The organism is Sorangium sp. So ce176, from assembly GCF_051519835.1.
Taxonomy (GTDB): domain Bacteria; phylum Myxococcota_A; class Polyangia; order Polyangiales; family Polyangiaceae; genus Sorangium; species Sorangium cellulosum_G.
The window spans coordinates 2,408,529-2,431,672 of sequence record NZ_CP150371.1 but is presented as its reverse complement, the minus strand read 5'-3'; the positions used below and the strand labels follow the sequence as shown (position 1 = coordinate 2,431,672).

Annotated in this window: 20 protein-coding genes; 9 read left to right on the top strand and 11 right to left on the bottom strand. The window is 71.0% G+C overall.

What is annotated here, in order from left to right; translation table 11 throughout:
- The first annotated feature begins 96 nt into the window (after positions 1-96).
- Positions 97-1,521 (top strand): serine hydrolase domain-containing protein, encoded by a 1,425-nt coding sequence (locus WMF42_RS09390; RefSeq protein WP_437691571.1) that lies wholly within the window; start codon positions 97-99, stop codon positions 1,519-1,521.
- A 39-nt stretch (positions 1,522-1,560) separates the two neighbouring features.
- Here WMF42_RS09390 and WMF42_RS09385 read toward each other — a convergent pair whose 3' ends face one another.
- On the bottom strand, positions 1,561-2,136 hold the full coding sequence (locus WMF42_RS09385; protein WP_437691569.1) for a YceI family protein: 576 nt from the start codon (positions 2,134-2,136) through the stop codon (positions 1,561-1,563).
- A 152-nt stretch (positions 2,137-2,288) separates the two neighbouring features.
- On the opposite strand from WMF42_RS09385, the gene WMF42_RS09380 reads away from it, so the two are divergent.
- Positions 2,289-3,188 (top strand): LysR family transcriptional regulator, encoded by a 900-nt coding sequence (locus WMF42_RS09380; RefSeq protein ID WP_437691567.1) that lies wholly within the window; start codon positions 2,289-2,291, stop codon positions 3,186-3,188.
- A gap of 48 nt (positions 3,189-3,236) precedes the next feature.
- On the opposite strand, the gene WMF42_RS09375 is transcribed toward WMF42_RS09380, so the two are convergent.
- Both WMF42_RS09375 and WMF42_RS09370 read right to left on the bottom strand, forming a co-directional pair.
- Positions 3,237-4,343: a hypothetical protein gene (locus WMF42_RS09375; protein WP_061608577.1), complete on the bottom strand. Its 1,107-nt coding sequence runs from the start codon at positions 4,341-4,343 to the stop codon at positions 3,237-3,239.
- Positions 4,344-4,924: 581 nt separating this feature from the next.
- On the bottom strand, positions 4,925-6,025 hold the full coding sequence (locus tag WMF42_RS09370; RefSeq protein ID WP_437691565.1) for a hypothetical protein: 1,101 nt from the start codon (positions 6,023-6,025) through the stop codon (positions 4,925-4,927).
- Positions 6,026-6,734: 709 nt separating this feature from the next.
- On the opposite strand from WMF42_RS09370, the gene WMF42_RS09365 reads away from it, so the two are divergent.
- Entirely contained in the window at positions 6,735-7,562 is an 828-nt protein-coding gene (locus tag WMF42_RS09365; RefSeq protein WP_437691563.1) for a lipocalin/fatty-acid binding family protein, read from the top strand.
- A gap of 123 nt (positions 7,563-7,685) precedes the next feature.
- On the opposite strand, the gene WMF42_RS09360 is transcribed toward WMF42_RS09365, so the two are convergent.
- On the bottom strand, positions 7,686-8,579 hold the full coding sequence (locus tag WMF42_RS09360; protein ID WP_437691561.1) for a LysR family transcriptional regulator: 894 nt from the start codon (positions 8,577-8,579) through the stop codon (positions 7,686-7,688).
- Between the two features lie 106 nt (positions 8,580-8,685).
- Here WMF42_RS09360 and WMF42_RS09355 point away from each other — a divergent pair, with 106 nt between their 5' ends.
- From WMF42_RS09355 to WMF42_RS09340, 4 genes are all read left to right on the top strand, one after another.
- Positions 8,686-9,291 (top strand): RNA 2'-phosphotransferase, encoded by a 606-nt coding sequence (locus tag WMF42_RS09355; RefSeq protein ID WP_437691559.1) that lies wholly within the window; start codon positions 8,686-8,688, stop codon positions 9,289-9,291.
- A 488-nt stretch (positions 9,292-9,779) separates the two neighbouring features.
- Entirely contained in the window at positions 9,780-10,649 is an 870-nt protein-coding gene (locus tag WMF42_RS09350; RefSeq protein ID WP_437691558.1) for an FHA domain-containing protein, read from the top strand.
- A gap of 423 nt (positions 10,650-11,072) precedes the next feature.
- Complete coding sequence (locus tag WMF42_RS09345) at positions 11,073-12,374, top strand: serine/threonine-protein kinase (RefSeq protein WP_437691556.1); 1,302 nt, start codon at positions 11,073-11,075, stop codon at positions 12,372-12,374.
- 301 nt (positions 12,375-12,675) lie between these two features.
- Positions 12,676-13,239, top strand: a complete 564-nt coding sequence (locus WMF42_RS09340; protein WP_233561376.1) for a hypothetical protein — start codon at positions 12,676-12,678, stop codon at positions 13,237-13,239.
- 173 nt (positions 13,240-13,412) lie between these two features.
- Here the strand turns inward: WMF42_RS09340 and WMF42_RS09335 are convergent, their stop codons facing one another.
- Positions 13,413-15,890, bottom strand: coding sequence for an SGNH/GDSL hydrolase family protein (locus WMF42_RS09335; RefSeq protein ID WP_437691553.1), 2,478 nt, complete (start codon positions 15,888-15,890; stop codon positions 13,413-13,415).
- An 11-nt stretch (positions 15,891-15,901) separates the two neighbouring features.
- Entirely contained in the window at positions 15,902-16,144 is a 243-nt protein-coding gene (locus tag WMF42_RS09330; RefSeq protein WP_061607699.1) for a hypothetical protein, read from the bottom strand.
- 560 nt (positions 16,145-16,704) lie between these two features.
- Here WMF42_RS09330 and WMF42_RS09325 point away from each other — a divergent pair.
- A complete protein-coding gene (locus tag WMF42_RS09325; RefSeq protein WP_199693632.1) occupies positions 16,705-18,276 on the top strand; it encodes a response regulator in 1,572 nt (523 codons plus the stop codon).
- Between the two features lie 46 nt (positions 18,277-18,322).
- Here the strand turns inward: WMF42_RS09325 and WMF42_RS09320 are convergent, their stop codons facing one another.
- The gene (locus tag WMF42_RS09320) at positions 18,323-20,140 is read right to left on the bottom strand and encodes a hypothetical protein (protein ID WP_437691551.1); all 1,818 of its coding nucleotides are present in this window, start codon (positions 20,138-20,140) and stop codon (positions 18,323-18,325) included.
- 227 nt (positions 20,141-20,367) lie between these two features.
- A complete protein-coding gene (locus WMF42_RS09315; protein ID WP_437691550.1) occupies positions 20,368-21,378 on the bottom strand; it encodes a hypothetical protein in 1,011 nt (336 codons plus the stop codon).
- Positions 21,379-21,425: 47 nt separating this feature from the next.
- Between WMF42_RS09315 and WMF42_RS09310 the strand changes: the two genes are divergently transcribed.
- Positions 21,426-22,001, top strand: coding sequence for an exonuclease domain-containing protein (locus tag WMF42_RS09310; RefSeq protein ID WP_437691548.1), 576 nt, complete (start codon positions 21,426-21,428; stop codon positions 21,999-22,001).
- A 150-nt stretch (positions 22,002-22,151) separates the two neighbouring features.
- On the opposite strand, the gene WMF42_RS09305 is transcribed toward WMF42_RS09310, so the two are convergent.
- Genes WMF42_RS09305 through WMF42_RS09295 form a run of 3 tightly spaced genes read right to left on the bottom strand, consistent with a single transcriptional unit; the run spans position 22,152 to position 23,117 of the window.
- A complete protein-coding gene (locus WMF42_RS09305) occupies positions 22,152-22,595 on the bottom strand; it encodes a DUF3368 domain-containing protein (protein ID WP_437691547.1) in 444 nt (147 codons plus the stop codon).
- 49 nt (positions 22,596-22,644) lie between these two features.
- Positions 22,645-22,896 (bottom strand): UPF0175 family protein, encoded by a 252-nt coding sequence (locus WMF42_RS09300; RefSeq protein WP_044985778.1) that lies wholly within the window; start codon positions 22,894-22,896, stop codon positions 22,645-22,647.
- 29 nt (positions 22,897-22,925) lie between these two features.
- Complete coding sequence (locus tag WMF42_RS09295) at positions 22,926-23,117, bottom strand: hypothetical protein (RefSeq protein WP_437691545.1); 192 nt, start codon at positions 23,115-23,117, stop codon at positions 22,926-22,928.
- Between the last annotated feature and the right edge of the window lie 27 nt (positions 23,118-23,144).

The window sequence follows — 23,144 nt, the reverse complement described above, 5'->3', positions numbered from 1 at the left end:
GCGGCGCCCTCCAGACCGCGCGACGATGCCTGGCGCCACGCGTCGCCGGCGCGAAGCGGTGAGCCGAGGGCGCCCGCACAACCTCAGGAGCCGATCATGACCTCTCTGCATCACCGTTTCACCTCTCCGAGAACACGAGTCGCCCGCGCGGCCGCCGCGGGCTTGCGCAACATCGCCTCGATGGCCCTCGTCTCCGCGCTGCTCGGCTCCTCGACCCTGCTCGCAGGCTGCTCCGACGACGATGGGGCGCCGGCGAACACCGATGCCGGCAGCGGCGGCGGCGGCGGCGGCGGCGGCGAGAGCGGCGACGGAGGCGGCGGCGCCGATGCAGGCAGCGGCGGCAAGGACGACAGCGGCGGCGGCGAGGGCGGCAGCGGCGGCAAGGACGAGAGCGGCGGCGGCGGCGGCGGCACGCCGCCGGGAGCGTGCGCGGGTTCCACGGAGGCGGCCAACACCGATCCGGACGACCCCGTCCAGCAGGCCGCGGACAGCCTTGTGCGCGACGACAGGTTCCCCGCCGTCCTCGCCGCCGTCCAGGAGGTCGACGGGCAGACGCGCCACTACACCGCCGGTTTCGGCGACATCGAGGCCAAGGCGGAGGTGCCTGTCGACGGCCTCGTGCGCATCGGGAGCAACAGCAAGGCCTACACCGCCGTTGTCGTCCTGCAGCTCGTCGGCGAGGGCAAGGTCGATCTCGACGCGCCCATCGAGACGTACCTGCCGAACCTGGTCCGCGGCGAGGGCATCGACGGCAACGACATCACGGTGCGGCAGCTCCTGCAGCACATGAGCGGGCTCGCCGATTACGACGGGTTGATCCTGCAGGAGGGCTTCCTCCCTGTCCGGCACAGGCACTTCAGCCCCCGCGATCTGCTCGACCTCGCGCTGGCCGAGGGGACGCAGTTCCCGCCCGGGGATCGGTGGGACTACAGCAACACCAACTACACGCTCGCCGGCATGCTCATCGAGAAGGTCACCGGACGCCCCCTGAACGAGGAGATCAAGCGCCGGATCATCGACCGCCTCGGGCTGCGCAACACCTATCTCCCCGACGTCGGCGAGGAGGGCATCCGGGGGTGCCACCCCAGGGGCTATCACGCGGACGGGCCGGATCAGCCGCTGTACGACGCCACCGAGCTCGACCCGTCCTGGGGATGGGCCGCCGGCGAGATCATCGCGACCCCGAGCGATCTCAACCGGTTCTTCACCGCGCTGTTCGGCGGCGAGCTCCTCGATCCGGCGCAGCTCGAGGAGATGCGCACCACCGTCGAGGCCCCCGATATGTGGCCCGGCGCCCGGTATGGGCTCGGCCTGTTCACCACCCCGCTGAGCTGCGGCGGCCTCGTCTGGGGCCACGGCGGCGACATCTTCGGCTACCACACCCGCGGCGGCGTCTCCGACGACGGCCGCGCCGTCACCGTCGCGATCACGATCCTGCCGGGCGCCGTCCACGGCGAGGAGACCGCCGAGAAGGCGTACATGGACGTCCTCGACTTCGTCGACACCGCCCTGTGCCAGTGAGCCCCGGGGCGCGCTGGCGCCCCGCTCTCGGCCGCGCGCTCACCCCTGCCTGATGAGCTGGATATCGAGGGCGATCGCGATCTCGTCGCCCACGAGGACGCCGCCCGTCTCGAGGATGGCGTTGAAGCTCATCCCGAAATCGCTGCGGCGGATCTTCGTCGTGGCGGTCGCCCCGAGCCGGCGATTGCCGTAAGGGTCGGTGTGCTCGCCCGACAGCTCGCTGACAGCGAGCGTCACCTCGCGCGAGACGCCGCGGATCGTCAGGTCACCGACGATATCGAGCCCGTCGCCGTCACGGCGGACGCTCGTGGCGACGAAGGTGATCGTCGGGTACCGCGCGACGTCGAGGAAGTCGGCGCTCCGGAGGTGCGCGTCGCGGCTCTCTTCGCGCGTGTGGATCGACGCCGCGTCGATCGTGGCGGAGAGCTTCGACGCCTCGAGGCGCCGCGGATCGTAGGTGACCTCGCCGGCGACGCCGCCGAGCTCGCCGCGCACGTTCGAGATCATCATGTGACGTACGGAGAACGAGACGCTCGAGTGCGTCGCGTCGATCGTCCACCGGGCGGCCTGGGACGGGATCGCGCTCGGGGTGGTGGTGCTGGTCGTTGTGTTCATGGCGGGTCGTCCTTTCTCGAAAGGGGGTCGGGGACCGCCGCGCCTCGGGCTTCCGGGGCGCGCCGGCCGTGTGTCACACGGAGAGCATGCATCGTTGCTCCTCGACGCACTAGACAGCCGTCCGAGAACGGGCTGTTCTCCTGAGACGAACAATGGACCTCAACCGGATCGCCGTCTTCGTGCGCGTCGTCGACGAGCAGGGCTTCACCGCGGCGGCGAGGGTCCTCGGGCTGCCGAAGTCCTCGGTCAGCCGGTCGGTCGCGCTCCTCGAGGAGGCGCTCGGGGCGCGCCTGCTGCACCGCTCGACGCGCAGCGTGCGGCTCACCGAGGCGGGCGCGGCGTTCTACGAGCGGGCGTCGCGCGGCGTCGCGAGCCTCGAGGAGGCCGCCGCGATGGTGGCCGATCTGGAGGCCGTTGTGCGCGGCACCGTCCGCGTCACGGCGCCCGTCGACGTCGGGATCGCGATGCTCGAGCCGGCTGTCGCGCGGTTCGTGCGGCGCCACCCGGCCGTCCGGGTCGACGTCGCGCTCACGGGGCGCGTCGTGGATCTCGTGGAGGAGGGCTTCGATCTGGCGCTGCGGGCCGGGCCGATCCGCGACGGCTCGCTCATCGCGCGGAAGATCGGGCAGGTGGAGGACGCGCTGTACGCCTCGCCCCGCTACCTCGAGCGCGCCGGGGTCCCCGCGCGCCTGGGAGATCTCGCGGCGCACCGGTGCGTCCTCTTTCGCGAGAGGCCCGACCGCGCCGCGTGGACGCTGCAAGGGCCCGCGGGGGACGAGACGGTGGAGGTCCAGGGCCCGCTCGCGGTCGACGAGCTGAGCTTCGCGCGGCGCGCTGTGCTGGCGGGCGTCGGCGTCGGCCTCCTCCCGAGCTTCATGTGCGCCCGCGAGGTCGCGCGCGGTCGCCTCGTGCGCGTGTTGCCGTCGCACGTGGCCTCGGGGGCGCCGCTGCACCTGGTGTATCCCTCCGCGCGCTACCTGCCCCACCGCGTCGCGGCGTTTCGCGACTTCGTCGTCGAGGCGCTCACGCAGCGGCTCCGGCGATCGCCGTGACCGCGGGCGCGCCGCCGCGCGGGCGCGGCGCCGCACGGAGACCCGGCGTCAGCGCGCGGCGCGCCGCCGGGTGTCCTGCCGCGCCTGGCTCGCCGCCCTGGCCTCGGCGAGCGGATTGCGCGCCTCCGCGGCGCGCAGCCGCTCGAAGCGCTCGATCCGCGCGCGGTCTCCGCTCTGCCGCAGCGTCCTCGCCAGCACCACGCTCTTCGCGAGCCGGATGAACCGCAGGCGGTGCGCCGACGTCACGTCCTCGACGTCCCGCCTGCCCGATCCGGGCCCGAACTCGAGGTCGTAGGCCGCGCGCAGCCTGTGCTCGCCGCGGAGGCCCAGCGCGTCCGAGAGCCCCTCGAGGGCGGCCCGCTCCGCCGGGGTCGCCCAGGAGAGGATCCTGGCATAGGGCGTCGCCATGGTCTCGTGATCCGGCTTGTTCACGAACCGCCGCAGGAACACATCGGACGTCGCCACAGGCACGTCGCTCGTCGCCTGGTGGAGGAGGGCGTACGCGTACGCCTCGTTCATGCCCACGAACCGGTTCTGATCGTAATCGGCGCCGTCCACGCGCTTGCCGAGGCGATCGACGCCCGAGAGGGCGGCGAAGAAGAAGCTGCTGAAGTCGGTGTAGTCGGCCTCGTTGATCTCGGGCGTGCAGCCCGAGGCGGGGCGGTCCCTTGTCGCCGCGAAGAACCCAACGACGTCGCGATCCACCAGCTCGCCGTCGGGTCTGCCGCCCTCGAAGAGGAGGTTCGCGAACGATCCGGAGAAGCACTGGGCCATGACGAGGACGACGGGCGTCTCGTCGGGCAGGTCGTCCATGCGCGCGGCGAGATCGCGCACGGACAGCGCGCCGCCGCCCCAGAGGTCGAACACGTTGTTGTCGAGGTCGCGCCCCGGGGCCGGGCTCCCGTGGCCGGCGAAGTACAGCAGCAGCGGGTCGCCCGGGCGCGCGGCGGCGAACTTTCGCCACACAGCATCGAGGCCGGCGCGGGTTGTCGCCCCGTCGATGCGCGGCAGCCTGGGCGCGCGGTAGCGCATGCGGTGGCCGTCGAGGAACTGCACGCTCCGCGTGCCCCGGCGCCCGTCGGCGAAGAGGACCCGCCGCTCCACCGCGGCCGGGAGCAGCGACTGGAAGTACCGGATGTGTCCTTCGATGGCCACCTGGTTCATCGGCGGCCGCGGACCGCCCCCGACGACGAGCGCACGCCAGGACGCGGGCTCGGGCAAGACCGCGGGAGGCGGGGCGGCCGGCAGGGCGGGCAGCGGCGCGGCAGAGGCGCCCGGCGCGGGCAACGGCGGGGGCGCGGGCGCGGTGAGGCGCGCCGGCCGGCGCGAGCGCGCGGCCGGCGGGGCGGGCGCTGCGCGAGACGAACGCGCGGAAGGGACCGCGGGCGCTGCGCGAGACGAGCGCGCGGAAGGGACCGCGGGCGCTGACGCGAGCGCCTCCGAGGCGGCGGGTGCGGGCCGGGGGGGGCGCGCGGCCGCCGCTGTGGTGGTCGCCGTGGCGGCGGCGAGCACAGCAACTCGGAGGAGCAGAGGGTACGCCACGGTCTCGTCTCGGCCTCGGCAGCGGGCATCGCTGCGCTCGATTCTAGGTAGCACCCGCCCGGCGATCGCGCAGCGAATGGCCGCCCTGGCGCGCCGCGCCGCCGCCATCCGCTGCGCCCGGCGGCGCCGCGCCGCGAGAGAGGGACCCGTGCTGCCCCTCGGGTCATCGGCCCTCTCCTGCGCTCGCGGCGCGCCTACTTGGCGAGCTTCATCACGAGGCCGCTCCGATCCGTCCAGTAGATGCTGGCGCTGTCGACGGCCAGATCGTTCGGCGCGACGCCCGAGATCACCACCGCCGACTCACCGCCGCCGACAGGCACTCTCCTGATCTCGCCTGCGCCCACGTTGACCCAGTACACATGCGTCTCGTCGAGCGCGATGTAATACGGCGACGCCTGGTCCGTCGCGAGCGCCACAGGGGTGCCCCCCTCTTTCGGCACGCTGTTCACGGAGCCCACGCTCGGGCCCTCGCCGGGGGTGGTCCAGTACACGTAAGTCGCGTCGAGCGCTACCTCGTGGGACTCGAAGTATCCGGTGGCGAGCGCCACGGACGCGCCCCCCGCGATCGGCGCCTTCCGGAGGGAGCTCGCGTCCGCGTTGGTCCAGTAGACGTGCGTCTCGTCGACCTTGATGCGACGGGAGCCGCTGCCCCGGGCGAGCTCTTCCGCGGCCCCTCCCAGGATCGGAAGCTTCATCACCGCGTAGTTGTCGCCCACGTAGATGCTTGTCGCGTCCAGCGCGAGGCCCACCGGATCTTCCAGCCCTGCGGTGGAGAGCAGCGCCGGCGTCCCCCCGCCCAGGGGCGCGGTGTAGACCCCGGTGGGCACGTCGTGCTCGACGCCGGCATAGGGAGAGCAGGTCCAGTAAACGCCCGTCTCGCTCACCGCGAGCCCGGACGTCGGGCAGCTCTCGGCGACGAGGACCGGCGCCCCTCCCGCGATGGGCGCTCTCATGATCGCGCCCGCGTCCTCGTGGGTCCAGTAGACGTGGGTCGCGTCCACCGCGATGGCGAGCGGATTGCCGGCGGCCTCGGCCAGCACGACCGGCTGGCACGCGGCGGCGCTGCGCGCGCCGGAGCGGTCCGTCGCCCCGTCGGCGCAGCCGCCGCCGCCCGCGGAAGAGGCGCTCGCCGCGCCGCCGCCCCCGGCATCGCCGGCGCCGGCGGTCGCCGTATCGCTACCCCCGACTCCGACGCTCGCGGGTCCGCTGCCGCCGACTCCGACGCTCGCCGCTTCGCCGCCGCTCCCCGTCGCCCCGGGGGCGCCGAGCTCCAGCACGCACCCGAGCGCGAGCACCGAAGCGCTCGAGGCGAGCGCAACGATTCCTCGCCCGCGGCGCAGCGATCGGGCGTGCCTCCGTGAGGGGGTGCTCTGTAGTCTGTCTGGTTGCATGGTCATCGCGCTCTGCGCATCGCGCAGCCTCCCGCGGAAATGGCTAAAGCTCGGCTGGCGAGCTGGTCAAGCAAACTCCCCGTGGCGATTCGACACGACCGGTCTTGCCCCTCCACAGAGGACGGACGCTTCATTCCTCCTTCACGTTATCCCGGAGGGCGCTCGTGGATGTCTGGACCCGGGGGGATCCCGGGATACGGCATCGACGCGGCCCGGCCGGCGGGCACGGCAGCAGGCGCCCCGCAGGCGAAGAGTCGGCCTTGAGCGACAGGCAACGAGAGGGCCAGCGGTCGTCCCCGGTGAGATCTGGCTCAGGCCGGCAGCATTTCGCCGCAGACGAGGCAGATTGCCTCAGCGCGCCTGTCCTCGACCACAGAAGAGCTCCCTTGTCTCCACCTGGGTCATGGCCTCGCCCCGTGGCTCACGCGCGCAGATCGCGCGCGGCCGCGGTGCATGGCGACGGAACGGGCTCCCCCGGCGCCGTAGTCGCTGTCCGTGAAAGACCCCCTCAGGGCTGGGCTCGACCATCTGCTGCCCGGATCATCGCATGGCCCTCTGGCACGCGGGTTGCCGCTCCCGGCGAAAATCGACGTACGAGCACAGGAGGGTGACCATGTCGGCCAGTTCATCGAAGACGACCATCGATCACGACGAGATCCGCCAGTGGGCCGAGTCGCGCGGAGGCCGCCCGGCGACGGTGAAGAGCACCGAGAAGGACGGGGAGCCCGGGATCCTGCGCATTGATTTCCCGGGGTACAGCGGGGAAGGCAGCCTCGAGGAGATCTCGTGGGACGACTTCTTCGCCAAGTTCGAGGAGTCGAACCTCGCCCTCGTGTACCAGGAGAAGACGGCGGACGGGCAGCCGAGCAACTTCTCCAAGCTGGTGAGCCGCCCCGACGACATGGTCCAGAAGGCCAGGCCCAGGTCGGACGCGGCGAAGGGCAGCAAGGCGAAGGCGAGCAGCGCCAAGGGCGCGAAGGCGAAGGGCGATGACGGCGAGCTGGACGTCGAGGTCGAGGTCCAGATGGATCTCGACGACGAGTCCGGCGGCGGCGAGCGGAAGAAGTCCAGCGGGAAGCAGGCCGCCGCGAAGGGGGCCGGGGACGACCACGCGTCGCACATGACGATCGATCACGACGAGATCCGCGAATGGGTGGAGGCGCGCGGCGGCCACCCGGCGGCGGTGAAGCGCACCGAGAAGGGCGGAGAGCCCGGCGTGCTCCGGATCGACTTCCCGGGGTTCAGCGGGGAGGATTCCCTCGAGGAGATCTCGTGGGACGACTTCTTCACCAAGTTCGAGGAGTCGAACCTCGCCTTCGTGTACCAGCAGGCCAAGGCGAGCGGCGAGCCGAGCTACTTCTCCAAGCTGGTGAGCCGCCCCGACGACATGGGAAGCAGCAAGGCGAAGCAGGGAAAGTCGAAGTCCAGGAAGGCGGCCTGAGCGCCTGAAGCCCCTGTGCAGGGGCTCGGCGGCGGTGGTCGGATGTGACCACGAAGGAGGCGGGGAGCGGGGCTCGAGGAGCCTCCCCTTCCCGCCTTCGTTCTTTATGAGCTCTCCTTTGAGCTATCGAGGCCGCTGCCGGGTCCGCTGCCAGGCCGCGCCGTGCGCGAGCAGCGTGTCGCGGAGCTCCGCGGGCGCGCCCTGGAGCTCGCCCCCGCGGCGGTGGACGACATGGAAGACCTTGCGCGGCAGCTCGGGCATGGGGCGCGCGACGAGGCCGCGCGGGAGGCGGCAGCAGGCGTTGACCACCGCGACGCCGACGCCGAGCCGGACGAAGTGGAGCATCAGCTCCCAGCCGTTCGCCTCGACGGCCGGCTCCCAGCGGACGCCCGCCGAGAGCAGCGCCTGCGCGAGCAGCGCCCGGTGGGGCCGCGAGGGGCCTGGGACGACGAGGCGCGCGCCCTCGAGGTCGCGCAGCTTGATTCGACGCTTGCGGGCGAGCGGGTGCGCGTCGGGGACGACGAGGACCTGCTCGACCTCGGTGAGGCGGTCGGCGGCGAGCCCGTCCGGGGTGCCCTCGAGCGGCGCGACGCCGAGGTGCGCCTCGCCCGTCGCCACCGCGTCGAGCGTGGCGTCGCGGTCGCGCGTGAGCAGCCGGAGCGGGGCGGCGGCGCGCGCGGTGAAGGCGCGGATCCCCTCGCCGAGCAGGTAGAGGTACGAGCCCTCGCCGGCGCAGAGCACCACCGGCTCGCGGCTCTCGCCGTTGCGGAGCACGTCGAGGAACGACCGCGTCCGCTCGCCCACCTCGCGCCCGAAGGCGGCCACGCGCTTGCCGTCGGCCGTGAGCTCGAGCCGCTGCCCGCGCCGCTGGTAGAGCGTGACGCCGAGCGCCTCGCCGAGCTTGCCGATCTGGCCGTGGAGCGCCGGCTGCGAGATGTGGAGCGCCCGCGCCGCGCGCGTGAAGTTGAGGTGCTCGGTGAAGACCACGAAGGCGCCGAGCCAGTCGAGGTTGAGCATGGCGGGAGGCAGACTATCGCGAAACGCGATAGCCTATCCAGAAATACCGCTTCCGGATGATAGTGCGGTGTCTATGCTCTCCGTGCGGAAAGGACGGAGATTGACGATGGGCCGCGATCACATGACCGACACGAGCAAGAAGCTCTCCTGGCTGCTCCGCCACGGGGCGCCCTCGATGGGCATCGCCATGGACGCCGCCGGCTGGGTGGCCGTGGACGACGTGCTCAAGGCGCTCGGGATGCCGCGCTCGCGGCTGGACGAGGCGGTGGAGAACAACACGAAGAACCGCCTCGAGATCCGGGGCGACAGGATGCGCGCCTCGCAGGGACACTCGCGCGAGGGGATGCCGGTGACGCTCGCCGGCCTCGAGGCGTCGTGGGAGGAGGTCCTCGGCGACGCGCCGATCTGGCACGGCACGAGCGTGGGCGCGGTCCGGGGCATCGCGCGCGAGGGGATCCGGCCGGCGGCGCGCACGCACGTGCACTGCACCGACGCGCTCGACAGCGCGGTGGGCAAGCGGGCGAAGGTCGACGTGATGCTCGAGATCAGCCCGACGCGGCTGAGGGTAAAGGGGATCGGCGTGTTCCGCAGCCAGAACGGGGTGATCCTGGTCCGGGAGGTGCCGGTCGGGTGCATCGTGGGGCTCGTGCCGTTCGTCGCGCGGGCCAAGGGGGAAGCGGAGGCGCTGCGGGCGCTGCTCCTGGGGGCGTAGCGGCGGAGGTGGGGAGGAGGCGGCGAGCGCGAGGCGGTCGATGCCCAGAGTTGCTCCACCCGCTCGCGCCAGCTCTGCCCTGGGTCTGTCTTCATGGCCCAGAGCATGCGCCCTGAGGCGCGCGCTCGGAACACGGGGTTCATGTAACGGTTACCAGCTCCGGAGGGCACGCACCTCGACCGCCGCGCGAGGGGACAACGCCGCTCTTGCTGAGCCCCCATGCCCCTCTCTTTGCCCACCGCCTCGTGGTGGAGCTCGTATGCCTCGCAGCAGGCAGCCTGGCGGCAGGCGGGATCCGGGCGACCTACCTACGTCCAGAGCGGAACAAGCCAACAACTGCTCGCCGCGTGCGCGGAGGCCGGCGCGCTGCCTGCCGGAGGAACCGGAGGCTCCCCTTCTCCTGAGACCGCACGTCATCTCCGGAGTGACTCACGTCGGCGAGCAGCCACGTTGTGTTCGGCCGCGTCAAACCATGCTACATTTCGACCATGTACCGCGTTGGCATCTTGTATGCGCCCGCTGACGAGCCATACATGTTACAGCTCCACAAGCATCTTACGCCGCTGATCCGGGATGGAGTCGACGTATGGCACGCGGGACAGATCGCCCCCGGCAGCGACCGCAGCGCAGAGCTCAGAGCGGCGATACACCGCGCCGATATACTGCTCGTACTGGTCAGCGCAGACTACATCTCCACGAACGAATGCTACAGCAACGAGATCTATGGCGCGCTGGCGAGCCACACAAAGATCCTTGTAGCCGTCGTCCGTTCCTGCGACTGGCGACACGCCCCGTTCGGGCATCTCCCTCACGCCCTGCACAAGGAATCTGACAACCCCATCTCCGCCTGGACCAACCCGGACGACGCATGGGCCAAGCTGGCGGCCATCATCCGCAGTACGCTCGAAGAGGACACCACGGACCTCACCCCGCCGTTCATCGACAAGTACGACAACAGGTCCGAGCGATGTCGACCTCACGAACGTGCAGCTCTCGAGATAGCGAACCACAAAAGACCGAGCACCATCCAGCTGAGAGAGTTCAACACCATCGGCCGCTCGAGCAGGAGCAACATCACGCTGATTCACCCGAGCGTGTCCAGGCTTCATTGCATCATATTCCTCCACGAGGGCGGCTTCTTTGTGCACGATCTGCGCTCGAGGCACGGGACGACCATCAACGGACGCAAAGTAAAGCTCGCAGACGGCCTGAGACATCGCGATCATCTGCGGATCGGAAACGTGGAGGCGCGCTTTCTGATATTCAACGACCAGTCGATGCTATCTGCCACAGCTCAACCAACCCACGAGTCCTCGATCGAGGCCGTCTGGGACGATGAAACGCAACCATCTGGTTGAATCCACCCCCCAGCGCGCCGACCACGCGTCGGACACCAGGAGCTCCGAGACAGCGGCCTCGGCCCCGATGCCAGCGCTCGCTCACATCGGCCAGGCGCCCGCGGCCTCGGGAGAGCCCTGAAAGCAAGGCCCTGAGCGCCATCCAGAGACTCCGGACTACGTCGCAACCCTGCTCGCGGTCGACGATCTGGCCGGGCGCGCCGCCTCGACGCGGGCCTGCGTGGAAACGTGTCACACATTGTCCGACAAAAGTAATCTCTTTCGTCCATGTGGCTGCATTGAAGGAGCGACTCAGCCGTTGATCTTCGGTCGTCTTGCACAGAAGGAGGGGAGATGTCCGCCACATTCACTAGCGGGGAGCCGCTCCGTCGAATTCCTGCGCGGTCCATCACGTTTGCGGGACGTCCAGCGATAAGCAGCGACTTGGGTAAGGACGCTGCCTACGCGAACAAGGCGCCTGCGGCCGCAGCGCCCTCGGGCGCCACGCTGCCCCATGGGGTGATGGTCAAGGCCGGCGGCGTGGCCACGGGCGCGCGCGAGGAGGCGGATCGCTCGACAACCGCGACGGCCGCCCCGCCGTCGCTCGTGCAGTCGCAGGCCAGGCCGGCGCCGTCGGCCGGCACCCGCATCGGCCACTACGAGCTCCTGCGCGAGCTCGGCCAGGGCGGAATGGGCGTTGTGTTCCTCGCCCGCGACACGCGGCTCGCCCGCCTCGTCGCGATCAAGCTCCTCACCCGGCTGAGCAGCCTCGGGGTCCAGCGCTTCCTTGTCGAGGCGCAGACAACCGCGCGCTGCAAGCACGAACACATCGTGACGATTTACGAGGTGAACGAGCACGACGGATACCCGTACATGGTGCTCGAGTACATCGAGGGTCAGAGCCTCCGCGCCTGGATGGAGCAGCGCAGGCCCGTGGGCGCCGGCGCGGAGGTGTCGACGGCGCCGCTCCCGCCCAGCCTGGCGGTCGACATGATCGTCCCCGTCGTGCGCGCGCTCGCGAGAGCGCACGCGTCCGGCATCGTCCATCGCGATCTCAAGCCCGAGAACATCATGCTGGAGGCGTCCGGCGCGATGAAGGTGGTCGATTTCGGCATCGCCAAGCTGCGCGACGACGAGGCGAGGCGCGCGGCCGAGGGCTCTGGCGCGGGTGACACGCGCCTCACCCGCGACGGAGGGATGATCGGCACGCTGCCGTACATGTCCCCCGAGCAGTGGCGAGGAAGGGAGATCGACCCGTCCAGCGATATCTGGGCGGTGGGCATCCTGCTGCACGAGCTCGTGCTCGGCGCGCACCCGCTCGCGCCGTGCAGCAGGATGGACCTCCTCGGCGTGCCGGCGCTCGACGAGCCCATGCCCGAGGTCGGCGCGCGCCACCCCGAGATCGGCGCGCTCATCGATCGCTGCCTGCGGAAGAGCAAAGCCGAGCGCTACGCCTCCGCCGAGGAGCTCCTGGCCGAGCTCTTGCCCCTCCTGCCCGGACGCCGGGAGATCCACCTCGGCGCCGACGAGTGCCCGTTCGCCGGCCTCTCCTCTTTCCAGGAGGCCGACGCCGAAGGACAGCGAGGAGCAGCGCATAGAGGCCGAGCGGAGGCACGAGGACGCGGTGAAGGACCTGCAGCGCGTCAAGGTCGAGGCCGAGCGCGCCCGCGCGCGGGCGGACTGGGCGAGGAAGGCCGTGGAGGAGGCGCAGCAGAACAAGCGCAAATTGGCAGAATCGATAAGTGATATCCTACCGACTCGGTAGCGTGACGATCGATGAGACGGCCGTGGATCCGGGCGGCCCGCGCGGCGGCGGCGCTCGGATAGAACTGCAAGCATCGATGTCGATCTGGCATCGATCCGTCACGCGGCTCACCAGGTATCAAGCATCCCGAGACCAGCGATAGGCGTGCAGGCCGCGCGTCGACGCACGCGCACGGCGCCGCCGAGCGGCCCACCGCGACCGAGCGGCCTCCCCCGCCCGGCCAGCGCCACGTCGTCCCCCCGCGCCGCCTCCCCGCGCGGTCCCTGTGGTACCCTCCCCCGCATGGGTACCGCGAACGCCCCCTCCCTCCGACGGCGCTCTGCCCTGCGCTGCGCCCCCTGCGCGGCCCTCCTGCTGGCCGCCTGCGGCCCCGCGCCCGGCCTCGGCGAGCCCCGCGCCCCGGAGCCGCCGGCCGCCGCCGAGACGGTCTACATCGTCCTCCACGATCCGCCCCCGACGGCCCCCGTGGCGACCGACGGCTGGGTGCCTGACGAGCCCCGCGGCGACAGCCCGTTCGAGCGGACGCGGACCTGGATCGGCGATTACGACTGTCCGCAGGGCACGACCCAGATGACGTTCCGGATCCTCCGGGTCAAGGACGACAGGATCAAGGCCATCTTCGACTTCCATCACGCCGCGTCCGGCGTCTCCGGCAAATACCTCATGCTCGGCCGCTACGACGCCGAGACGCGCACCGCCTCGTTCTCGCCCGGCGCCTGGATCGAGCGGCCTCCCAACTACGTCACGGTGAGCATGAAGGGCGACCTCGCGCTCGACGGCTCGCTCTTCGCCGGCCGCATCGAGCACCCCGAGTGCGGCGCGTTCCGGCTCCGGCCGGCGGGGTAGCGTCCCCCGCTCGGGGGCCGGCTCACGCCGCGCGCGTCGGCCCCCCCGTCCCGTCGGCCCGCCCCGGCCCCGCGCCGGCAGCCCGTTCGCCTCGCCGCGCGTCATGCACCGGAGCAGCGCGGCTCGGCCCGTACCTTTCGATTCCCCAGCGGCAACGTTGGCGGCGCCCGCCGTCAAAAGCGATACTTCTGCCGCCACCGCGCCGTGAGACAGGCGATCTCGTCGTCTGTCGGTCGCGCAGCAAAGAGCGCCGCAGCGAGGTGGTGGCCGTCCGATCCCCAACCGGCCACGCGGTCAAGCCCGAACCACAGCCCCGTGAGGGGGAAGTTGCTGAGCGTTCCGCTCGCGGCCACCGCGCCGTCCACATACAGCCTGCTGTTCGCCCCGTCGACGATCGCGACATAGACGTGGGGAACCTTCGCCACCACGCCATCCGCGTTGATCTGGCTGGGCCCATCGGCCACAGACATCCTCGTGGCGCTCGAGGAATACAGGATGACCCCCTCGGCCGCCGTCTGACGCCCGATGAGCGAGCGAATCGGCGTCATCGTGCCGAGCGTCGCGACGACGGCCACCGCATAGGGCGCGGTGATATTCAGCCCGAGCAGCCGCATCCCCTGGTTCGGCGTCCAGAGGATCCCAGGCTGGTTGTTGAGCGCCGTCGGGTTGTACTGTCCAGCGAAGCCCGCGTGCTCCACCGACAGATCATTGCCGTTCCCGGAGAGGTCGAGCCAGCTCGCCGGGCGGACGTCCCAGGTATAGACCACGTTATTGGCGTAGCCGACGCCGGTGGCCATCGAGAGCGAAAGCCCCGTTCCGCCGAGCGGCACGCTCGCCCCGAGCGGAACATCGATCTCCTCCCAGTAGCGGCCCTCATCGATCGTCCAGCGGAGCCGCGAGCTCGGCGGCGTCCCCGCCGTGGTCACCTCCACGCGCAGCCGAAACGCTCGCGTCGCGGTGCCTGTGACGTTGACGGTAGGCGGCGTGTTGCCGCTCGCCGTGACCGTCGACATCGCGCCGCCGCCGAGCCCTGTATCCGCCTCCCACCATCCGCGGAGCGAGGCGATCCGCTTCGGAGAATAGGGGTGCGGCTCCCCGATCGCCATCGCGACCGTGTGCTCGTATCCTCGATCGTTCGGGTGCACGCCGTCGGACGTGAACTGCGGCGCCTCGCTCTTGGTCCAGGCCGTAGCCCAGTCCTGGATGGTCACGTAGTCTCGCCCGGTGGCGAGCGCGCGCTGCAAAGCGCGGAAGTCCTGCCATGTGCCGCCGGTCACGTCCGGCTCATTGGTTTCCCGGGTGATGGTCGGAACGATGATCTGAAGGTCGGGCAAGAGCTGGTGGCACGCGTCGCACAGATTGCCGAGCTGCGTCGCGAGGTTCTGAATATTTGTGAAGTACTGGCCGGCAAGGTCGTTGCGGCCGATCTGGAGCCATAGCCGCGCCGGGCTGTGGCGCACGATGGCGCGCGCGAGCGGCATGCACGCCGCGACGGTCAGAGCAGAGCCCGTCTCGGAGCGCAGATACCAGCCGCCCGCGGCGTAGGTGATGACCCGCATCCCGCGCTCCTCGAGCTGGTAATGCAGTGAATTGCTGCCAACATGGGAGCTGTAATAGCCGGTCCCCTTGGAGTCTCCCAGGATGATGTCCGGGCGCGGGGCGGGCGGGCGCTGGATGTCAATCCGCGCATCGGCGGGCAGGTAGAGCGCAGAGAGGTAGGTGCCCCGATGCTCTCGCGCGGGCGCGGGGAGGGCTGTGTAGAGCTGCGGGCCGGAGTGCGCCACGACCTCGCGGTCGGCACGCCGTCCGCGGGGGATGGCGAGCTCGTGGTAGCTCACCCGATCGCGCGTGACGGGCAGCGGAGGGTCGAGCGGCTCGCCGTCCACGAACACCGAGGGCCTACCGCGATCGCCGAGACCCCGGTTTGCCGTGTCGTACAGCTCCACCGCGAGCGTGCTGGCCGAGGTCCGCAATCGGAGGCTCGAATGGCTGCTGTGCATCGCGAAACGAGGATTCGGCCACAAGGCTGGATCTTCGTAGCGGACCTCGGCCGAGTCGTGCATCAGGCTCGGATGGGCGTCGATCCGGACGAACGGCCGGCCGAAGATGCCCGTCGCTGCGACCGGGCGCACCCTGATCCCGTCGCAGAGAAAGGTGGCCTGTCCGGCGACGCACACCGCCAGGCGGACCCAGTACTGCGTCCCCGGTGTCACCGCGATGGCAGGCGTGGCCAGATTGACAGACGATGCGCCGGGCGTAAACGACGTTGTGTGAAGTATGTTCGCTCTCGGGCTATCCAGGAGCTGCAGCGCGAAGGCGGGCGAGGACGGGGCGCCGCCTGGGAGCTGTACGCCGTCGAGCTCGAGCGCCACGCTTGTCACGCCAGGCGGACACGTCCAGGGTCTTTGCAGATAGCCGCCGTCCGGCGCGAGGCCATCGTAATTGACCCAGAATCGACGCCCGAGCCCGGAATGTCCGGACGGCTCGTGGAGCTGGAGAACGCGAGGAGCGCGAGTCCATGCGCTCGTCTTCCACGCGGTCGCGTGGAGCCGTCTCGACACCAGCGAATTGAGGTCAGAATAGGCCGGCAGATCGGGGCCAAGCTGCGCAAGCGCGTTCTGGATAGGCGGCTCGGAGATCAGGCTTTGCACGATATCCCCTTTCAGATCACGTTGGTGCAGAGGCGCTGTCCGCTGGACGCAGCGAGGGCGTAGATGTTGCGCGCGCGGCCGATCGGGAATGTCATCGACTGACCCGGCGCAAGCACGTTGCCGGACGTCAGGGTCAGCCCCGAGCCGCCGATCCTGACGAGATCGGTGTTCTCGGGGTGCGCCTGGACGACGATCGCGAGGGACGCCAGCGGTTCGGAAGCCGATGTGATAGGCGCCGCCGTGCCGGTGGGCACCGCAAAATCTTCGAGCGACCGCGGGGCGCTTTCTAGGCCAAACATGATTCCTCCGGTGGGCTGTTGAGATTGCGTCGAGAGGTGAATGCTGTGGAGACGCCCGCAGGCGCATCCGGGTCTGCTCGAGAGGATTCAAAGGAACGAGAGCGCGAGAGGCGCGGAGGATAGAAGCTAGTCGCAACCCGGCCAGATTACAATGTTGAATTACAGTCGCACCAGCTCTTACGCACGTCGCCCCGCGCGACCTACATCGGCACCGGTTCACCTACACAAAATCTCCACGGGCGGCCGGGTGCCCGCGGCGTGGAGCGGTCTACCCGCAAAATGCGGCGGTCCGGTCGTACGGCGTCGCGGCGCGCGCGGGGTTCATGGTATGTTGCCCAACATGGAGGAGACTCGCCGTCGGGCCATCACCGCGCCGCTGATCAGCGGCGCACGCTGACGGCGATGCGCCGGGGATCCCTGAGACGCCATGACGACATCGGCTGTGGTGGAGGTGCGTGCACGCGCGTCCTGGAGGGTGGATGATGGATGCCAGTGAAGCCGGAACGATATTGATCGTGGATGACAACCCGAGGAACCTCGGGCTCCTGTCCGACACCCTGACGGGCTCGGGCTTCGAGGTCGCGGTGGCGGTGGACGGCGTGCGCGCGATCCGGCTCGCGAAGGAAGGGATGCCCGATCTCATCCTGCTCGACGTGAAGATGGATGGGATCGATGGATTCGAGACCTGCCGCCGGCTGAAGGGCGACCCTTCCACGAGCGCGATCCCTGTCATCTTCATGACGGCGAGCACCGATCTGTCCTCGGATCGGGTGAAGGGCCTGAACCTGGGCGCGGTCGACTACCTCGCCAAGCCGTTCCTGGACGAGGAGCTGCTCGCGCGCGTCCGGGTGCACACGAAGCTGAGGAAGCTCACGAAGAGCCTCGCGGCGCAGGTGGAGGAGCGCCTCGCCGCGGAGTCGGCGCTGCAGCAGCTCACGCACGACCTCGAGCGGCGCGTCGCCGACCGCACGGCCCAGCTCGAGCGCGCGCTCGCGGGGCTCACGCAGGCGCAGGCCCAGATGGCGACGGTGATCCGCGCGGCCCAGGCGGTCTCGGGCGAGGTCGTCCTCGACGGCGTGCTCGACCGGCTGCTGCGGATCACGCTCGAGCACGCCAGCGCGCAGCGGTGCGTCCTCGTCCTCTCGCGCGCGTCCGGGCTGGTCGTCGAGGCGTCGATCACGCGGGATCCGGACGCCGTCCGGCTGGGGCTCGCGACGCCTGTCCGCCCGGACGCCGACCTCGCTGTGTCGGTCGTCGAGGAGGTCGCGAGGACGCGGGGGCCCGTCTTCCTCGGGGACACGAGCCGCGAGGCGCGCCTCGGGAGCGCGCGGTACCTCGAGGGGAAGGCGCCGCTGTCGATCCTCGGCCTGGCCATGATGTGCCAGGGCGAGCTCATCGGGGTGCTCTACATCGAGGGCGACGCGACGCCGGAGCCGCTGCTCCCGGCGCAGCTCGAGACGCTCGGGCTGCTCGCCTCCCAGGCGGCGATCGCCGTGAAGAACGCCCTGCTCTACGCGCAGCAGGCGGAGATGGCGTCGGCGCTGCGCAGGTCGAACGAGCGCCTGGAGACCGAGGTCGCGCGCCAGACCGAGGAGCTCCGCCGGACGAACGAGCGCCTGGAGATGGAGCTCGCGGAGCGGGCGCGGGCCGAGGAGGCGCGCGCGGCGCTCCAGGCGGAGATCATCCAGGCGCAGGACGCCCGGCTGGCGGAGCTCTCTACGCCGCTCATCCCGATCACCGATCACATCATGGTGATGCCGCTCATCGGCACGATCGACTCCACCAGGGCGCAGCAGGCGCTCGAGGCGGCGCTGAACGGCGTCCAGGCGAACCGCGCGCAGGTGGTCATCCTCGACGTCACCGGCGTGACGGTGCTCGACTCCGAGGTCGCGAGCACGCTGATGAGCACGGCGGCGGCGCTGCGCCTGCTCGGGGCGAGGACGGTGATCACCGGCATCCGCGCCGAGCTGGCGCAGACGCTCATCGACCTGGGCGTCGATCTCGGCGCTGTCGTGACGAAGGGGACGCTCAAGAGCGGCATCGGCTACGCGCTGAAGCAGGCCGGCGACGGCGCGCCGCGCCTCTGACGCTGCGCGGGTCGCCTCGGCGCGCTTCGGCGCGCCTCAGCGCGCTTCAGCGCTCGAGGGACCGCTGCGCGGCCGCGGGGGGACCGGGGAGCAGCGCCCGGTACCCGAGGTAGCGCCCGAACCCGCGCATCGCCTGGTTCCAGTGCTTGGGCTGCTTCACCCACATCGCCTTCACGCCGGCGTCGGCGAGCGCGTCGCCCACGTCGATCCACCGTGGATCGCGCGTCAGCGCGTAGGCGGCGCCGAACGCGGGCACGATCAGCAGGTTGAGGTCGGCGGTGCCGCTGTCGTCGTACGCGTCGGTCTCGCAGCCCCAGAGGTAGCGGAAGGCGCGCCTGTCCGAGGTGATCGCGCGCTCTTCCAGCCAGCCCGCCGCGCGCGCGACCACGTGGCGGACGCGCGGATCGCCGGTGAGCGCGTGGTACTCCATGAGCGCGTCGACGAGCAGCGCGGTCATGAACGGCGAGCCGCCGCGCGGCCCGCGCTCACACTCCGACGGATCGGCGCGGTGGAGGTCGTGCTCGAACGCGCCCGACGCGCCCTGCTGCTGCCATGCCACGGTGCGATCCGCGAGCCCGCGCAGCGCCGCGAGCACGTCCGGCCTGGGGTCGAGCGCGTAGGTGCTCGCCAGGGTCATCATGGCCCAGGCCATGTTGCGCTCGGTCGCGCGCAGCGCGTCCCCCTTCCCGCCCGTGAGCGTGGAGAGGTTCAGCCGGAGCGCCTCGCCCATGGCGAGGACCGCCTCCTTCGCCGCCGGGTCGCCGGTGAGCAGGTAGTCGTCGAGCATCCCCTGGCCGAGCATGCGCCGGAGGGTGTGCCACGACAGCGGCCTCGCCGGGCTCCAGTCCTCCGTCTCGCACACGTGGATCGCGAGCCGTCGGTCGGGCGAGAACCTGAGCTCGTGCTGCCGGTACCAGATCGCCTCGGCGCGCGCGCGCCTGTAGCGGGCGGCGTCCCCGTTCCGGAGGAAGCGCTGGTAGAGCGCGTGCGGGCCGTCGTAGTACGTGCGGTGCGCGCCCGAGCAGCTCACGCCGTACGCGTCGTACGCGGGCGTCATGCGGGCGAGCCCGCGCTCGATGCCGCTCTCGAACCCGGGGAACCGGCGGTCGTCCATGGCGGGCAGCTGCGGCCCGCACACCAGGCTCGCCGCGTACCACGACGGCGGCAGCACCGCGGCGATCGGGCCGTCGGGGTTGGGGAGGAGCGCCTCGTCGAGCACGGCGCCGGGCGTGGCGGGCGTGCCCTGGGTGGCGGGCGTCCCGGCGCGCTGCCCCGGCGCGTCGGCGCGCTGCCCCGGCGCGTCGGCGCGCTGCCCCGGCGCGCCCGGTGAGAGAGGCGCTGGAGCGCCGTACTCCAGCGTGTAGATCGCGCGCTCGCCCGGCGAGAGCGCGGCGCGGAAGGCGATGAGCGCGCTGCGGATCGAGCGGCCCCCGGGCCAGACCGCGAGCGGCCTCGCGCGGAGCGGGACCGCCGCGCCGCGCCCGTCGCGCAGGCGGAGGAGCTGGACGTCGCGCAGCGCGCCCGGCGCGAACGGCACGGCCGCCGACACGGCGATCTCCGGCGGCGGCGGCGCTCCCGGCGGTCGCTTCGCGGGCGCGACGGGCGGCGATGGCGCGCTACCCCCCGCGTCCGCGACGAGCAGCAGCGGGACCGATCCCGCGGCCGGCGGCGCCGGGCGCGCAGCGGCGACGTACGCTTCCAGGACGGCCCGCACGCGCGGCTCTATCTGGCGCGCGGAGGGCACGCGGGTCGATGGCCGGCCGCAGCCCGCCCCGAGGAGCGGCGCGGCGAGGAGCAGCGCCGCGAGCGCGCGGCCGAAGCCGGCCGGCGCCGCTCGCCGCGCGTTCGGATCGGGCGTGGCCATGCAGCGTCCGATGCCCCGGCGCCCCCGCGCGTCGCCCTCCCGGCGCGGCGTCCCGCTCCGCCAGGCGTCCCCGCGCCGGCGAGGCGCTCGACCTCATCGGCCGCCCGATCTGCACGGCGCCGCGCGGGCCGCCCTGAGCCGCAGCGGCGGCGAGGTCCCGGCGCGGTCCCGCAAACGCCTGTTCTTTGGGCGAGTGGGCACTTGCCTTCGCCAAGGCGTTTGGCCCCCTACCCACCTCGGCCCTTGTTTCCCGCTCGCCGCTCGAACCGCAGCCTGAGCACCTCGTCCTCGAGCTCGTTCGCGATCGCCATCGCCCGCCGCCTCGCCTCCGCGCCCTCCTCGCCGCCCACGATTCGCGCCAGCATGTTCAGCCCCATCGCGCGCATCCGCAGGTGCCCGCCGTCCCCCGCGTGCCGGCACGCCTCCCGCGCGAGCGCCGCGCCTTCCTCGGGGAAACCCTGCTTCCACCGCGCATACGCCAGCCCGTTCGCCCGCCGCGCCCGCGCGAAGGCCGGACCGTCCTCCGGGATGCGCCGGTAAAGCGCCTCCGCAGCCGCCGGATCCGGCTGCTTGCCGCCCCAGGAGCGGTTCCGCTCGAACGCGCGTTGATCGATCCACCGGGCGAACAGGCAGGCTCGGTCGTGGGCGGGTATCGGCAGCTCGAAGAGCGGCTCGATCTCGTCGAGCAGGCCGGCCACGCGCGCGACGTCATCACGGCTCGCCAGGAAGGCCTCCGTGAGCAGAGCCTCCACCCGCGCCTCGGGCGGGGCCTTTCCGAGCAGCGGCCGGATGCGGGCGAGGTGCGTCTTTCCGGCCTCGCGGTCGTCGCCGCGCAGCACGCACGTGGCGTGGGCGAGGGCGAGGAAGACGTGGGATGTCGGATCCTCGCTCACCGGCGGTCGATCCCAGAGGCGCAAGAGGTCCTGGGCGAGGGGCAGGGGCAGGTCGGTGAACCGCGAGTGATAGGCGCCCATCCAGCGGGCGCGCTCGGTGAGCGCGTCCGGCAAGCCGAAGGCCGCGAGCGCGCGCGCCCCCCAGGTCCCGCCGTCCCGCTGGCCACGCGTCCGCAGCCGGCGCAGGGCGCGCTCGATCGAGGTGACGCCGTCCTCGTAGCCCCGCAGGGAGGAGAGCCGCTCGGCGACAGCGGTCAAGGAGCCGTGCTGCGCGACGAGCCAGGCGACGTAATCGTCCCAGGAAAAGCCTGCGGGAGCGGCCTGTCCGGTTTCGTGTCCGGGCATGTTCGTCGCGCGGATCGTATCAAGGTCCAGCAGAAAGGAGGACGGACATGGGAAAGGAACCTGCATTTTTCCTGGTGATCGATCTGGAGGCGACGTGCGACGAGGAGGGCCGTATCCCCGAGCGCATCATGGAGATCATCGAGATCGGCGCGGTCCTCGTGGACGGTGCGACGCTCGCGCCCGTGAGCGACTTTGCCACCTTCGTGCGCCCGGTCATCCGGCCGAAGCTCACGGAGTTCTGCACGAAGCTCACCACGATCACGCAAGCAGACGTCGACGCCGCGCCCACGTTCCCCGAGGCCATCGCGGCGCTCGGGCGCTTCGTCGGCCAGCGGGAGGCGCTCTTCTGCTCGTGGGGCGATTACGACCGCAAGCAGCTCGAGCTCGACGCGGCCCGCTGGGGCGTGCCCCTGCCGCTGCAGGGGCACATGAACATCAAGAAGCGCTTCTCCGCGACGCTCGGGGTGACGCAGCGCTACGGCATGGCGAGCGCGCTCGAGCGGCTCGGACTCCCGCTCCACGGGACACACCACCGCGGGATCGACGATGCGCGCAACATCGCGCGAATCCTGCCTTACGCGATCGGCCGCGTGCCGGTCCCGGATGCAGGGCCCGCGGGGTGAGCGCGTCGCTGCTGTCATGAGCTGGACCCAGGATGACCAGAGCAAGCTCGACCGCCTCCGTGGCAAGGAGCTCTCGGCGCGGGCGAAGAGGCGGTGCGTGAGGCGGAGGTTGGCCTTGGGCTCGTCAGCGCTTCGGCGATCGAGGATTCATCAAGGCGGCGGCTCATCCCTTTCCCCAGCCAGCGACAGGATTCTCTGGCGGATCTCACCAGATAGCCACATGCCGGCATCGGCAAGCTTGTCGACCCACGGCCCGACGCTGTGTGTTATCCATCGAGACTTCGCCTCCAGCACGATCTTGAGCGTTCCCCAGACGACCAGACCTGCCGCTTGAGCCGTGCGTCGTGCCAGCGCGTCGTCTAGGAGAATAACACGGGATGGATTCTCCAGAGCCAGGGCCATGGCTGCAAGCTCTCCTGCCCCCAGGTCGAGCGCGAGCCATTCCGATGGCATGGATCGGGGGTCGACGATGCTCAGCCACCCATAGGTGCTCAGCGTGGGGACCTCATACCCCTCGCGTCGCCCCTCCTTCAACTCACGATCCACAGCGCTGGGGACCCAGACGTCTTTGAACATCTCGGCGAGCCAGTCCATGGCACCGATGCGGTGAAGGTAGAGCAGGGGCTAGGTATTGCTGATCGCCTCAGCCAACCGCTGCCTCCAGCGAGCGGAGCTCGGCGTCGAGAGGGAAGACCTTGTAGCGGCCCAGGCTCAACAGAAATTCGACCCGCGCCATTCCGGCGAGCTCCGCAGCGCGGCCTGACGAGAGCCGTCCCAGCTCGTACAGCTTGACCGCAGCGAGGGTGCGGAGCTCTCGCGCGAACTCAGCTTCGTCCATCTTCTCGGCAAGGAGCACCTTCTCGGGCACATCAACCACAATCTGTCGAGTTGCCATGTTCCGTCCTTGGGAGCACCCCGGGGAGTTCAACGATCTTCGTCGGAGCATGCATGCGGTTCTCGCGCGCGCCTGCTCTCACGGGCGAGCGTGACGAAATCGATGTGGGCCTGGAGGGTGGCGACCCGATCTGCCGGCGTGAGGCTCAGCATCCAGCGGATGAGCGTGAGGTCGACGCCGTCCTCATTGTAGACCGGAGGTGCCGCTTCGGGATCGACCATCCTCGGTCGAACGTATCACGCACGGAC

Bases quoted from the DNA above. Each gene is read 5' to 3' on its own strand.
- WMF42_RS09390 (WP_437691571.1), top strand. From the start codon at position 97: ATGACCTCTCTGCATCACCGTTTCACCTCTCCGAGAACACGAGTCGCC.
- WMF42_RS09385 (WP_437691569.1), bottom strand. From the start codon at position 2,136: ATGAACACAACGACCAGCACCACCACCCCGAGCGCGATCCCGTCCCAG.
- WMF42_RS09380 (WP_437691567.1), top strand. From the start codon at position 2,289: ATGGACCTCAACCGGATCGCCGTCTTCGTGCGCGTCGTCGACGAGCAG.
- WMF42_RS09365 (WP_437691563.1), top strand. From the start codon at position 6,735: ATGTCGGCCAGTTCATCGAAGACGACCATCGATCACGACGAGATCCGC.
- WMF42_RS09360 (WP_437691561.1), bottom strand. From the start codon at position 8,579: ATGCTCAACCTCGACTGGCTCGGCGCCTTCGTGGTCTTCACCGAGCAC.
- WMF42_RS09355 (WP_437691559.1), top strand. From the start codon at position 8,686: ATGGGCCGCGATCACATGACCGACACGAGCAAGAAGCTCTCCTGGCTG.
- WMF42_RS09350 (WP_437691558.1), top strand. From the start codon at position 9,780: ATGTACCGCGTTGGCATCTTGTATGCGCCCGCTGACGAGCCATACATG.
- WMF42_RS09340 (WP_233561376.1), top strand. From the start codon at position 12,676: ATGGGTACCGCGAACGCCCCCTCCCTCCGACGGCGCTCTGCCCTGCGC.
- WMF42_RS09320 (WP_437691551.1), bottom strand. From the start codon at position 20,140: ATGGCCACGCCCGATCCGAACGCGCGGCGAGCGGCGCCGGCCGGCTTC.
- WMF42_RS09315 (WP_437691550.1), bottom strand. From the start codon at position 21,378: ATGCCCGGACACGAAACCGGACAGGCCGCTCCCGCAGGCTTTTCCTGG.
- WMF42_RS09310 (WP_437691548.1), top strand. From the start codon at position 21,426: ATGGGAAAGGAACCTGCATTTTTCCTGGTGATCGATCTGGAGGCGACG.
- WMF42_RS09305 (WP_437691547.1), bottom strand. From the start codon at position 22,595: ATGGACTGGCTCGCCGAGATGTTCAAAGACGTCTGGGTCCCCAGCGCT.
- WMF42_RS09300 (WP_044985778.1), bottom strand. From the start codon at position 22,896: ATGGCAACTCGACAGATTGTGGTTGATGTGCCCGAGAAGGTGCTCCTT.
- WMF42_RS09295 (WP_437691545.1), bottom strand. From the start codon at position 23,117: ATGGTCGATCCCGAAGCGGCACCTCCGGTCTACAATGAGGACGGCGTC.